11 protein-coding genes are annotated in these 12,776 nt (G+C 61.4%); 8 read left to right on the forward strand and 3 right to left on the reverse strand.

From position 1 onward, the window contains the following. Positions 1-13: 13 nt before the first annotated feature. The 5 genes from HKD21_RS07890 to HKD21_RS07910 all read left to right on the forward strand — a co-directional run bounded on the left by HKD21_RS07890 (position 14) and on the right by HKD21_RS07910 (position 7,585). Positions 14-4,549 carry an AAA family ATPase gene (locus HKD21_RS07890; RefSeq protein WP_194255161.1) on the forward strand — a complete coding sequence of 1,512 codons (4,536 nt, stop codon included), beginning with the start codon at positions 14-16 and terminating at the stop codon, positions 4,547-4,549. A gap of 112 nt (positions 4,550-4,661) precedes the next feature. After that, positions 4,662-5,348, forward strand: a complete 687-nt coding sequence (locus HKD21_RS07895; RefSeq protein WP_194255162.1) for a metallophosphoesterase — start codon at positions 4,662-4,664, stop codon at positions 5,346-5,348. Continuing rightward, positions 5,338-5,682, forward strand: coding sequence for a chorismate mutase (locus tag HKD21_RS07900; protein ID WP_194255163.1), 345 nt, complete (start codon positions 5,338-5,340; stop codon positions 5,680-5,682). Before HKD21_RS07895 ends, HKD21_RS07900 begins: the two co-directional genes overlap by 11 nt. Further along, positions 5,682-6,197: a SixA phosphatase family protein gene (locus HKD21_RS07905; RefSeq protein WP_194255164.1), complete on the forward strand. Its 516-nt coding sequence runs from the start codon at positions 5,682-5,684 to the stop codon at positions 6,195-6,197. Before HKD21_RS07900 ends, HKD21_RS07905 begins: the two co-directional genes overlap by 1 nt. Before the next feature lie 92 nt (positions 6,198-6,289). After that, entirely contained in the window at positions 6,290-7,585 is a 1,296-nt protein-coding gene (locus HKD21_RS07910; protein WP_194255165.1) for a citrate synthase, read from the forward strand. A gap of 16 nt (positions 7,586-7,601) precedes the next feature. Here HKD21_RS07910 and HKD21_RS07915 read toward each other — a convergent pair whose 3' ends face one another. Further along, positions 7,602-7,838 carry a hypothetical protein gene (locus HKD21_RS07915; RefSeq protein WP_024716776.1) on the reverse strand — a complete coding sequence of 79 codons (237 nt, stop codon included), beginning with the start codon at positions 7,836-7,838 and terminating at the stop codon, positions 7,602-7,604. A 207-nt stretch (positions 7,839-8,045) separates the two neighbouring features. Between HKD21_RS07915 and HKD21_RS07920 the strand changes: the two genes are divergently transcribed. Together HKD21_RS07920 and murI are read left to right on the forward strand one after the other, a co-directional pair. Next, positions 8,046-8,792 (forward strand): orotate phosphoribosyltransferase, encoded by a 747-nt coding sequence (locus HKD21_RS07920; RefSeq protein ID WP_194255166.1) that lies wholly within the window; start codon positions 8,046-8,048, stop codon positions 8,790-8,792. Then, positions 8,792-9,640, forward strand: coding sequence for a glutamate racemase (murI, locus tag HKD21_RS07925; RefSeq protein WP_194255167.1), 849 nt, complete (start codon positions 8,792-8,794; stop codon positions 9,638-9,640). The genes HKD21_RS07920 and murI overlap by 1 nt, the downstream gene beginning before the upstream one ends. A 38-nt stretch (positions 9,641-9,678) precedes the next feature. Here murI and HKD21_RS07930 read toward each other — a convergent pair whose 3' ends face one another. Further along, a complete protein-coding gene (locus HKD21_RS07930) occupies positions 9,679-10,734 on the reverse strand; it encodes a polyprenyl synthetase family protein (protein WP_228121169.1) in 1,056 nt (351 codons plus the stop codon). A gap of 149 nt (positions 10,735-10,883) precedes the next feature. On the opposite strand from HKD21_RS07930, the gene HKD21_RS07935 reads away from it, so the two are divergent. Next, on the forward strand, positions 10,884-11,750 hold the full coding sequence (locus HKD21_RS07935; RefSeq protein ID WP_194255168.1) for a tRNA1(Val) (adenine(37)-N6)-methyltransferase: 867 nt from the start codon (positions 10,884-10,886) through the stop codon (positions 11,748-11,750). Here the strand turns inward: HKD21_RS07935 and HKD21_RS07940 are convergent. Then, the gene (locus HKD21_RS07940) at positions 11,747-12,766 is read right to left on the reverse strand and encodes a ribonucleotide-diphosphate reductase subunit beta (protein WP_194255169.1); all 1,020 of its coding nucleotides are present in this window, start codon (positions 12,764-12,766) and stop codon (positions 11,747-11,749) included. The genes HKD21_RS07935 and HKD21_RS07940 overlap by 4 nt on opposite strands. Between the last annotated feature and the right edge of the window lie 10 nt (positions 12,767-12,776).

Consider the following 12,776-nt stretch of genomic DNA (forward strand, 5'->3'; position numbering starts at 1 on the left):
TTTCACTCCCCTGATGTCGAGCCGCACCACGACGATCGACCGCCTGAGCATTGGCGGTTTCAAGAGTTTCGCCGATGAGGTGCGTCTCGATATCCTTCCGGGTCTGACGGGGATCATCGGGCCAAACGGCTGCGGCAAATCCAATGTCGTCGAGGGCCTTCGTTGGGCGATGGGCGAAACCTCTGCTCGTGCGCTGCGCGGCGGAGAGCTCGATGATCTAATTTTCGCGGGGACGGGCGCACGCTCGGCCCGCAACATCGCGCAGGTCACGCTGCATCTCAGCAATGCGGCAGGTCTGGCGCCCTCGCCGTTTCAGGACGCGGAGGAACTGGAAATCAGCCGCCGGGCCGAACGCGGATCGGGCAGCGAATACCGCATCAACGGCCGCGTCATGCGCGCGCGTGACGTTCAGACCCTATTTGCCGATCTGGCGTCCGGCGCACGCAGCTCCGCCATCATCAGCCAGAACCGCGTTGGCCAGCTCATCGCCGCAAAGCCCGAGGAACGGCGGCTGCTGCTCGAAGAGGCTGCCGGCATCACCGGCCTACATGCCCGCCGCCACGACGCCGAACTCAAGCTTCGCCAGACCGAAACCAATCTCTCCCGCGCCGAAGATCTGCGTTTGCAGCTTGAGGAACGGCTTGCGAGCCTCGAAGGCCAGACGGTTCAGGCCCGGAAATACCGTGAGCTTTCCGAAAAGATCCGCGAGACGGAAACCGCGCTCCATGCTCTGCTCCATGCCCGCGCCAATCTGACTGTGCAACGCAGCCGGGACGATCTGGCCAAGGCGCGCGAGGATCTGAAAAAAGCCGAACGCGCCGCCGAAACCGCGGCCATCGTCGAGTTCGAAGCCCGCATGGCTGCCCCACAGGCGCGCGAGGAAACGGACCGCCTCCGCAGCATGCTGGAGCGCCTGAAAGTGCAGTCCGAGACCCTGAAGCAGGATCTCGACCGCGCTCGGCAGACCGAATCCGAAACGCGCCTGCGCCTCGAACAGGCGGAGGGGGATCTGGCCCGAAGCCATGCCAGTCTGACGGCGGACCGGGCGACACAGGAAACGACTGCCGCAGACTGTGAGGCGCTTGAAGCCGAAATGGATGCGCTCCCGCAACTCCGCTCGGCCTGCAGCGCCGAATGCGAGCGCCTTGATGCGCTCGAAAAGGAGCAGACGCTTGCGCTGGAAGACGCAACCCGTCTGCGGGATGCCGAAGCCATCCGCAGGGATGCGATGATGGAAGGGCTCGATGCCCTGACGCTGCGGCTCGATGCTGAAGCCAGCGCACTCGACGCGATTCAGGCGGAAATCGCTGCGCTGGACGCAACCACGCCTGATGATGCGACGCTAAATGCGCTGCGCCGGAATGCGTCGTCGATGCAGGAACAATCAGAATCCGACAGCCTCAGGGAACAGGACTGCATAACGGCCCTGCAGGACGCGCGCCTGAAAGCAGAGCTGGCCGGACAGGCGTTCACGGATGGCAAAAAACGCCTTCAGGCGCTGGAAGCCACGGAAGCCGATCTGGACAGACGTTTGCAAACGACACAGGCCCAGATCACGCAAGATCGGGCAACGCGTGAGACTGCCCAAGCCGGGCTCCTGACCGAAGCAGCCCGAGCGGATCTTGAAAAAACCCGCGCCGTCACCGCACAGGTCCAGAGCGACGCCCACGCTCAGGAAGCGCAGGCAAGGCAGGAGCAGGAACGCCTCGGCACGATCTGGCTGGAAGCCCGTGCGGCAGCCGAGGAAGGCATGCAGCGTCATAAAACGCTGCTGCGGGCTGTCGAACAGAGCCGCCATGCGCGCGATCAGGCACGCCAGAAAGTGCAGCTCGCCGCAACGGCGGAGGCGACGGCCCGGAGCACTCTCGTTCCGGAACAAACGGTTCAGGAAGCCCGCAATACCGTCGCACAGAGCGAAAATCGCCTGAAAACTCTTCAGCAGGCTCTGGCGGACGCAGATCTCAGCCTCACGACGGCCCGTGAGCGAGAAACAGAAGCCCGGCAAGCACTCTCCGCGCTGGAAACGCTGATCCTACGCACACAGGGCGAATGCGAGGGGCTGGAGCAAAGCCTTAATGCCGTTGTCGCGCAGCCCGATCCGCTCGAAGATGTCCTCGACCTTCCGCCAGACATGGCACGGGCCGTCGCGGCGATTCTAGTCGACGGGCTGGATGCTTCCCTTGCTCCAGACAATATTCCTGCCGATCGGCGCTGGCGCTCTCTGGAACCACTTATCCCCGCAAAGCTGCAAGACTGCGTTCGGCTTTCGACACTTGTGCAGGCTCCTGAAGCGCTGCAGCGCTGTCTAGACGCCGCATTCCTGCTGGATGACGACGCTGCCGGGCCCGAACTGCAAAAAAACCTTCAGCCGGGACAGGTTCTGGTCTGCCGCAGCGGGGCGCTCTGGCGCTGGGACGGCTTTACGCGCTCGGCAGACGCGCCGGATGCCGGTGCGGCCCGACTGGAGCAGCGTCGCCGTCTGACGGACGCCCGCGCGCTTCTTCAGTCTCATCTTGCCTCACAGCCCGCACTGGAAGAATGTTGTGCCGCAGCCTTACAGGCTCGCGAGCAGGCCGAAGCAGCCCTGACCACTCTGCGACAGGAACGCGCGACACTCGAACCCCAACTGGCCGAAGCCCGGACCGTCTCGTCACGGATTGAGCAGAAAGCGGCCCTTGCTCTTACGCATTGGGAGCAGGCCAGCGAACGTCTGAAAGACGCGGAAGGCGCGCTGACAGCCGCACAGACCAGCGTCGCACAGGCAGAAGCCGAACTGACCGCCCATCCCGATCCCGAGAACCTTCAGGCGCAGGCCCGAAACAGCACAAAGGATGCCGAAGCCGCCCGCGAAACGCTCCGCGTGGCGGGAGCGAGGCTTCAGGATGCCCGGAATGCCGCCGATACCGCCGCCCGGACTCTGGATCAGGCTCTTCTGCGTCACGATACCACGCTGGCGCGTCTGCGGGATCTGGATGAAGCCATAGCGCGATTAGAGACGGAACAGGCCCGTCTTGCAGAACAGCGCACTGTCCTCCAGCAACAGGAAAACCGTCCCGATATTTCCGCTCTGAGGACCGCCGCCGAGACCTCGCAGCAGGTTTTCGATCTGGCACGATCTGCGGCGGATACGGCGACACAAGCCGCGCGAAAGAGCCGTGAAGACGCCCAGCGTCTGACGCGCGAACTCCAAACGCTGGATCAGACTGCCGCAACGACCCTCGCACGCCGCTCGGCGTTGCAACCGCGCCAGACGGAGCTTCAGGCGCTTGTCACCCGCCTGCGGGACGAGCATGCGAAACGTATGGGCGAACTGGCGGAGCGTCCCGAACCCACGCTGCTGGAACAGGCGGTTCAGGACGCCACGGCCCCGCTCCATGAAACGCGGTATCTTCTGGAAGCGGCCCGTACCGAAAGCGGTCGTCTCTCTCTGGAAGACGTTCGCCTCACCGGCGCGCTGAATGCGGTTGGTGCCAGACTTGAGGTGCTGAGCAGCCAGATCGCAGCTGGAGAGGCCAGCCTTAAACATCTGCGGGAGCGACGGGACGAACTGCACACCAGTTTCCAGACAGTCAGCGCGGTCCCTGCCGAACTAGATCGGAAACTCGCCGGACACGATCAGAACCTGAAGGATGCCCAAGTCGCTTACGATACAGCACGGGCTGCTGATGAAGCGGCAGGCACAGCAGGGTTGGAAGCGCAGGAGCAGCGCCGCAACGCCGATCTGGCGCTGGCTGCGGGCCGTGAGACGATTGCACGTCTGACCGAACGCGCGGAACAGGCTGTCGCTGCCCGTGAGCGCCTTCTGGCCGACAGCGAACCGCCAGAAGGCGGCGCACAGGGCGCAGCTTATCCGTCCGACCTGTCCGAGCAGGCCGAGACCGCGACCCGCCGGCGCCTTTCTCGCCTTACCCGCGAGCGTGAAGACCTTGGCGCGGTCAATCTGCGGGCCGAAGCCGAATTCGAGGAAGCCCGCGAGACGGCGGAAACCATCGCCCGCGAACATGCTGAACTGACGGCTGCCATCAACAGGCTGCGCGGCGGGATCAGCACGATCAACCGCGAAGGACGTGAGCGCCTTCTGGCCGTTTTTTCGGAAGTGGACCGGCATTTCCAGTCCCTGTTCTCCAGGATGTTCGGCGGCGGACGCGCCCATCTGGGTATGGTCGGCAGCGATGATCCACTGGAAGCCGGGCTGGAGATCTTCGCGCAGCCTCCGGGCAAGAAGCTCTCCACGCTCTCCCTGCTGTCGGGTGGCGAACAGGCCCTGACCGCACTTTCGCTGATCTTTGCGACCTTCCGATGCAATCCCGCCCCGATCTGCGTTCTGGATGAAGTCGATGCGCCGCTTGATGATGCCAATGTCGAGCGGTTCTGCTCGCTTTTGTCCGACATGACCAAAGAAGCCGGAACGCGGTTTCTGGTCGTGACGCATCATCAGCTGACGATGGCACATATGGATCGTCTTTATGGTGTCACGATGCAGGAGCGTGGTGTAAGCCGGGTGCTGTCAGTCGATCTGGGGCGCGCAGCCGCGTTGATGGACGGCTAAGGTCAATTTTCTCAAACAGATAAATTGACCTTGGACCGTTCTGGCCCTTTGATAGAAGGAAAACCGGAAAGCACGCGCCATCTTCGTTGATCCTCCCCTTCCCGACCCCGTCATGACGCGAATCCGTGAACACGGCATTCGCGTGGTGGGGGACGTGCATGGCGATCTGAACGCTTTTCGGCACGCAACTGCGACGGAACGCTTCGTCATCCAGCTCGGAGACCTTGTCGATCACGGGCCGGACAGTGCGGGCGTGATGGAACTCATGCTCGACCTTCTGGAGCATCAGCGCGGGTTGTTTATTCTCGGCAATCATGACCGTAAACTCGGTCGCGCCCTTGAAGGCCGCCGCCTGAGACGCGATCCGCCTCTTGAGGAAACGCTCCGCCAGATTTCGCTACCGGAATATGATGGCCTTCCCGAACGAGTCTATCGGGCTATTGATCAGGCGCCGACATGGCTGCGGATCGGGCGCTCCCTATTCGTTCATGGGGGGTTTCACACCGCCATGTTGTCCCACTCCTCCGTGCCGGGTCTGGGCGAGATGTCCGCGCCTTTGTCCCGCGCTCTTTTTGGAGAAACCACCGGCCGCATGCAGCCGGACGGCTATCCCGAACGCCGCCTGACCTGGATCAACCGCATTCCCGAAGGAATGACGGTCTATGTCGGCCATGACCGCCGCTCGACCGACGGACGCCCCTGGCGCCGGACGGGACGTCTGGGAGGCACGGCCGTCTTTACCGATCTTGGTGCAGGAAAAGGCGGCCATCTTGCATGGATCGATCTGAATGAGCCCTGAGCCTGTGTCCTCCTCCTCCCGCAATTCCGATCCCGCTCTGGCCGAACTCGAACGCCTGCGTGGCAGCATCGACAATATTGACGCGGCCCTGATCCACATGCTTGCGGAACGGTTCCGCTGTACGCAGGAAGTCGGACAGCTCAAGGCCCGTGCCCATTTGCCGCCTGCGGACCCATCCCGCGAAACACGACAGATCGAGCGCCTCCGCCAGCTCGCCCGTGACGCGCATCTTGACCCGGACTTTGCCGAAAAATTTCTGGCCTTCGTCATTCACGAAGTCATCCGCCATCACGAGGCCATTGCCGCCAATGCACGCAAGGCTTCGGAAGCCTGATGCCCCTGCACCGCCTTTTGCTGCTGCGCCACGCGGAAGCCGTCCCGCATGGCCTGACTCAAGACGGCGACCGCAGCCGTGCGCTGACGTCCAGAGGGTCTGAACAGGCCGCGAGCATTGGCAGACAGCTTGCGGCACTCGATCTGCCCGGCCCGCTGCAAATCCTGTGCAGCCCCGCCATCCGCACCCGGCAGACTGCTCAGGGTGTGATGGACATGCTGAATCAGACGGCTGCATTTTCAGTCGAAGACAGCCTGTATTCCGCAACCCCGGACACGCTCTACGGCCTCGTGCATGGCACGTCCGAAACCGTACGAACGCTTCTGATCGTCGGACATAATCCGACCATCGGCGAGTTCGCCTGCGACCTTCTTGGCCCGGCTCTTCAAAATACCCATTTCTCAACTCTTTACCGGGGATATCCGCTCGCGGGCCTGACAATTCTCGACGTTCCGGGACACTGGCTGGATGTCCGCCCCTCCACCATTCAGCCAGCCACACTCCTTCTGCCCTGAAAGATCCGTCCAGAGCGGCTCTCTGGACATAAAAAACCTTTCAGAGATAAAACAGAACAACATCCTTACATTTCAGACGGGTTATCTTCTGCATGTCCGAAAACCGTTCCGCGACCCTCTGCCTCGATGGCCTCAGCCGCCAGTTTCCGCTGCTGGAAGGAACGATCGGTCCGGACGTGATGGACATGCGCGCCCTGTCCCAGAAAACGGGCGTGTTTTCTTTCGATCCGGGGCTGGGCAGCACCGCCACCTGCACCAGCGCCATCAGCTATATTGATGGCGACAAGGGCGTTCTGCTGCATCGTGGCTATCCGATCGAGGATCTGGCGCTTAACGCGAGCTTCACCGAGACCGCCTATCTGCTGCTTTACGGCGAACTGCCGACGGCCCCGCAATATCAGGCCTTCAGCAAGGACATGAACACCCACCGGTTGCTGAACGAGCAGATCCGGAACTTCTTCAACGGTTTTCGTCGTGACGCCCATCCCATGGCTATCCTGTGCGGGACCGTAGGTGCGTTGTCAGCATTCCATCACGACGGGCTGGACATCTCCCAGCCTGCAGCGCGGGACCTTTCCGCACGTCGGCTGATCGCTAAAGTCCCGACCATCGCAGCCTGGGCTTATAAATACTCCATCGGCGAACCCTTCATCTATCCTGATGAAGACATGTCGTTCTCCGAGAACTTCCTGCACATGCTGTTTGCCCGTCCCGGTAACCATTATCGCGTCAATCCGGTTCTGGCCCGTGCGATGGACCGCATTCTGCTGCTTCATGCCGATCATGAACAGAACGCTTCCACGACCACTGTAAGGCTCGTCGGTTCAACCGGCGCGAACCCCTATGCGTGCATTGCGGCAGGGATTGCGGCCCTCTGGGGCCCCGCTCATGGAGGCGCCAATGAAGCGGCTCTGGGCATGCTGGAATCCATTGGCAGCCGTGACGGCATCCCGGACTTCCTCAATGAGGTCAAGAACCGCGATTCCGGGGTACGTCTGATGGGCTTCGGCCATCGCGTTTATAAGAACTTCGACCCTCGGGCGAAAATCCTTCAAGCCACCTGCCACGAAGTCATCGAAGAACTTGGCCTCAAGCGCGACCCGCTTCTGGATCTCGCGATGGAACTGGAGCGCGTTGCAACCGAGGACGAGTATTTCGTCAGCCGCCGCCTCTATCCGAATGTGGATTTCTATTCCGGCCTGATCCTCAAGGCTCTGGGCATTCCCAAAAGCATGTTCACCGTCCTGTTTGCTGTCGCACGGACGGTCGGCTGGGTCAGTCAGTGGAAGGAAATGATCGAGGAACCGTCCGTTCGAATCAGCCGCCCCCGACAGCTCTATATCGGTGCGGCGGAGCGGAGTTTCGTCCCGATGAGTGAGAGGAGCTGAGGCTCCTCTCTAAAATTCAGCAGTCGCAGCCCGGCGTTTGACCTCTGGCCTGACGAACGACGTGATGGTCGATCCATTCCGCCACAAGACGGCGGGCTTCCTTAACGGAAGATTCGGGGTGATGGATGCGGTACAGCGTCGTGCATGCGGCGAAGGCCTGCATGTCCGGCTGACCGACCTCCCGCAGTTCCTGATAGGCCGTCACAACAGCGCGTTCGCATTTCCGGCCGATCCGGCTGGTCTCTATGCTCACTTCTGATCCTGCCGTAAATGAGAATGAATATCGATATCTCTCCCTAGAACTCCCAGGCCTTCCATGCAAGCAGGAAGATCGGAACAGCCTGTGACACTGACAGGCAGGCTGCAAAATTCACACAGTTCCTGGTCGGGCGATATTGCCCCTACCCTTCCCGGCTACAGGCCGGTAAACCACGAGAAAACGACGTCAGCGGAGACAAGCATGACCCAGTTCGCCGAGAGCCCGATGGCGGGCCGCACCCAGTGGGACCGCGACGCGGCCCTCACCACGGCCCGTATTCTGCTTGAGATCAAGGCCATCAACTTCCGCCCGGAAGACCCCTACACCCTGACGTCAGGATGGAAGTCCCCGGTCTATATCGACTGCCGCAAAATCATTTTCTTTCCGCGTGCGCGCACCAAGATCATGGAACTGGCCGTCGAAAAGATCGGCCGTCATATCGGCTATGAAAGCATTGACGCCGTCGTGGGTGGTGAAACCGCCGGTATTCCGTTTGCCGCCTGGATCGCGGACCGGATGATGACGCCGATGGCTTATGTCCGCAAGAAGCCCAAGGGTTTCGGTCGCAACGCGCAGATCGAAGGCGACGTGCCGGAGGGGATGCGTACCTTGCTGGTCGAAGACCTGACGACGGACGGCGCATCCAAGATCCGATTCGCAAACGCCCTGCGCGATGCGGGCGCCATCGTGAACCATACTTTCGTCGTCTTCTTCTATGGTGTCTTTCCCGGCGCTCACAAAACGCTGGCGGACATGGACATTTCGCTCCATGCGCTGTGCACCTGGTGGGACGTGCTGGAAGCCTGCGCGGGCGGCGATTACTTCTCCGAAAAAGACAGCGCCGAAGTCCGCCGCTTCCTTGAAGACCCCTGCGGCTGGTCCAAGAAACATGGCGGCGTGAGCAGCGCCGAAGAGGCGCTGGCCCTCAAGGCCAAAGCTGAAGCCTGATGGAAACTGGCGCATCCGTGCCAGCAGGCCGGAGTCTGGTTTTTGACTCCGGCATCGGGGGGATGGGCGTCGTGCAGGCTCTGCGCGACCTCCTTCCCGCCCTTCATATCGACTACCTCGCCGATACGGCACTGTTTCCCTATGGCGAACAGCCGGACGATTTGTTGACAGCGCGCATCGTCAATCTGCTGGTTGCGGCCTGCGACAATCTTCAGCCCGATGTGCTGGTCATTGCCTGCAATACCGCCAGCACGATCGCCCTTCCTGCCCTGCGCGAACGGCTTAACATCCCTGTCGTTGGATGCGTCCCCCCCATCCGCTGGGCCGGGCGTGTTTCAGAAACCCGCGTGATCGGCCTGCTCTCGACCTCCGCCACCGCACGACGCCCCTACACACTCCGGCTGCATCAGGAGTTCGCTGCGGATTGTCGTCTGATTACTCATGGCGCGCGTAGACTGGCCGATCTGGCGGAACGTGCTTTTCTGGGTGAGGTCATTACGGATGCGGACATCCAGCACGAACTGGACTGCCTGTTCGGGCAGCCTTATGGCGACGAGATTGATACGGTTGGATTGGGCTGTACTCACTACACCTTTCTGATGGATGCTTTTGAGCGCCTGTCTCCACCCGGTGTCCGCTGGCTTGACCCGGCTTCCGCCGTCGCCCGACAGGTCGGAACCGTCCTTCGGACTGCGCCCCACGGAACAGAAGCAGCCCAGAAAGGCCGTTTCCTGATGACCCGACTGCCGCATGCTGCGCCGGGGCTTGAAGCTGCCACCGCGAGGCTCGGCTTCAGAGGGTGGGAGCAATTCACTGCTTCCGTTCCGCTTATGGCGGCAGGAATCTAAAAGAGCCCCTGCCGATCAAAGGCAGGAGCTAACGCGCCTCAGCGGGCGCGGTCGACGGTATACTGGACCGTCTCGGCCATCAGACGCCGCAGTTCACTGTCCGGGAAAATGGACAGCGCTTCGACGGCTTCGGCGGCGTAAACCCGTGCACGGGCAATGGTCGTGGCAATGGCACCCGTCTTCTCGATCAGGCCCAGCGCGTGCGACAGATCGGCATCCGTCTGCTCGCCCTTTTCAATGACACGCTCCCAAAAGGCTCGGTCTTCAGGTGAGCCGGCTTCATAAGCTGCCAGAACCGGCAGCGTGATCTTGCCTTCACGCATGTCGTCGCCAACGGTCTTGCCCAGAATCTGCTGATCGGCAGCATAATCGAGTGCATCGTCAACAAGCTGGAACGCCATACCCAGATTGGTCCCGAAACGGTCCAGCGCTACTTCTTCTGCTTCCGGACGATCGGCAACGACCGCTCCAACGCGACAGGCTGCCGCGAACAAGGCCGCCGTCTTGCCGTGAATGACTTCCAGATAACGCTCAACCGGGGTGGAGAGGTCGTTCTGCGTCACCATCTGGAGGACTTCGCCCTCGGCAATCGTCGCCGAGGCATCGGACAGGATCGCCATGACCTTGAGCGAACCATCCGCCGTCATCAACTGAAAGGAGCGGGCAAACAGGAAGTCGCCCACCAGAACGGATGCCTTGTTGCCAAAGACCGCATTGGCCGACGCCAGACCACGACGCAGATTGCTTTCATCGACCACGTCATCGTGAAGCAGCGTTGCGGTATGGATGAACTCCACACAGGCTGCCAGACCGACATGGCGCTGGTTTTCCGGAGTCGACTGATAACCACACAGGCGGGAGGCGGCGAGCGTCAGCAGGGGCCGCAGGCGCTTGCCGCCCGCAGCGACAAGATGGGCGCCAAGCTGCGGGATGAGTGGGACCGGGCTCTCCATCCGCGCGATGATGGCGCGGTTGCAGGCCTTCATGTCCTGTTCCAGATAGGCGGACAGAGCGGAAAGGGCGCTCTCGCTCCCTGCATCCCTGAGCACAGCTTTATCAACGGTCGCAGAAACGTCCGGTGCGGCAGAATCCAAGGGTCATTACTCCAGTTCCCGCAACGGCTCCGGGGGCTGGCCCAGGAGCGCACGGGCACGATATGATGTGGCGTAGCCCGTTCTTTCTCTCCTGTCGCGACAAGAACGAACGGACCATGTAACGCCGGACGACAGGTTGGAGAGACCATATGAGCGGCAGCAGGAAGACGGTCAACCCATTGCCCCCTCCGAACATCTTTTCCGGCCACGCATTTTCCGCTCCCGGCCCCACCCGCGAAGAAGGATCGCTGCTGGGAGGGCGCGTGCGCTACGACCAGTTCACCGAAGGTTACAGGACGGGGCTGGAACCTGTTCTCATGGCGGCCTCTATCCCGGCAAAAGACGGCGAGACGGTTCTGGAAGCCGGATGTGGGGTTGGTGCCGCCTTACTCTGTCTCACCGCGCGTCTTTCGGGGGTCCGTGGAGTCGGACTGGAAGCCGACCCCGAAACCCTCGCACTGGCCCAACGCAATATCCGGGCCAATGCTTCTCCCGATGGTGAAACGCGGCTTCAAGTCTTTCAGGCCCATCTGCCCGACATCCCCAAAAGCCTGCGTGCCCTCACCCCGACTGCCAATGGCCGCTTTCATCATGTGATGGCCAATCCCCCCTGGCACAGCCCGCACGGTACCCCCTCTCCCGACAATCGACGCCGCCTTGCCCTCCGTGCGGAGACGACCGCACCAGAAGACTGGGCCCGCGCCCTCACGAAGTGGGTTCTTCCGGGCGGAACGCTGACATTTGTTCTCTCGGCCGCAAGTGCGGACAAGATCTGTCGGACCTTACTGGAAAATGGATGTGGCTCGATCCAGCTCTATCCCTTCTGGCCTCGACCGGGCTGTGAAGCAAAACTGGTTCTGGTCCGCGCCGTGCATGGCGGCCGGGGAATCTGCCGGCTTAGGGCCGGACTGGTTCTGCATGAAGCAGACGGTCGTTTCACCGCCGCCGCAGAACGCGTCCTGAGAGAAGGAGAAGCCCTGCCAGAAAGTCAGGGCCTCTCCGGACCCCGTTTTTAGCTGAAAACGTTGCCTTCAAACGCTTCTTCCCATGTGCCGGAGGTGGAGGCACGGGAATATTCGGTTGAACGGTTTTCGAAGAAGTTGGCATGTTCGACGGCATTCAGCATGTCGTCGATCCACGGCAGCGGATTGCTTTCCTGCCCATAGACCGGGTCCAGACCAAGCTGCGTCAGGCGGCGATCGGCAATGAAGCGGATATAGGCCTTTACATCGTCGGAAGACATACCCTCGACCGGGCCCATTTCGAACGCCAGATCGATGAACGCATCCTCATGCTCGACCGTCGTGCGGCAGACCTGTGTGAGTTCCTCGCGGAAATCAGCCGTCCACAGTTCAGGATTCTCGCGGATGAACGTGCGGAACAGGCGGATCATGGACAGGCAGTGCAGCGTCTCGTCACGCACCGACCAGGACACGATCTGCCCCATGCCCTTGAGTTTGTTGAAACGCGGGAAGTTCAGCAGGATCGCGAAGGACGCGAAAAGCTGGAGGCCTTCCATGAACGCTCCGAAAGCCGCCATCGTCTTGGCGATTTCACGCTTATTGTCGATATTGAACGACTGCATGAAATCGTATTTGTCCTTCATCTCCTTGTACTTCAGGAAGGCCGAATACTCGGTCTCGGGCATCCCGATGGTGTCAAGAAGATGGGAATACGCGGCGATGTGAATCGTCTCAATATTCGAGAACGACGACAGCATCATCAGCACTTCGGTCGGTTTGAAAACCTGACTGTAATACTTCATGTACGCGGAATTCACTTCCACGTCGGCCTGCGTGAAGAAGCGGAAAATCTGCGTGACGAGATGCTGCTCGGCCACGGTCAGCGTCCGGTGCCAGTCCTTCACGTCATCGGCCAGCGGCACTTCTTCGGGCAGCCAGTGGACGCGCTGCTGGGTCAGCCAGGCATCATAGGCCCAGGGGTACCGGAAGGGCTTATAGACCGGGTTGGCAGTCATCAGGTCGAAATGCTGCTCAGCCTGATTTCCGGTCGTCGGGGTTGTGTCGCTCATGATCGCGTCC

The organism is Gluconobacter cerevisiae, from assembly GCF_015244675.1.
Taxonomy (GTDB): Bacteria; Pseudomonadota; Alphaproteobacteria; order Acetobacterales; family Acetobacteraceae; genus Gluconobacter; species Gluconobacter cerevisiae.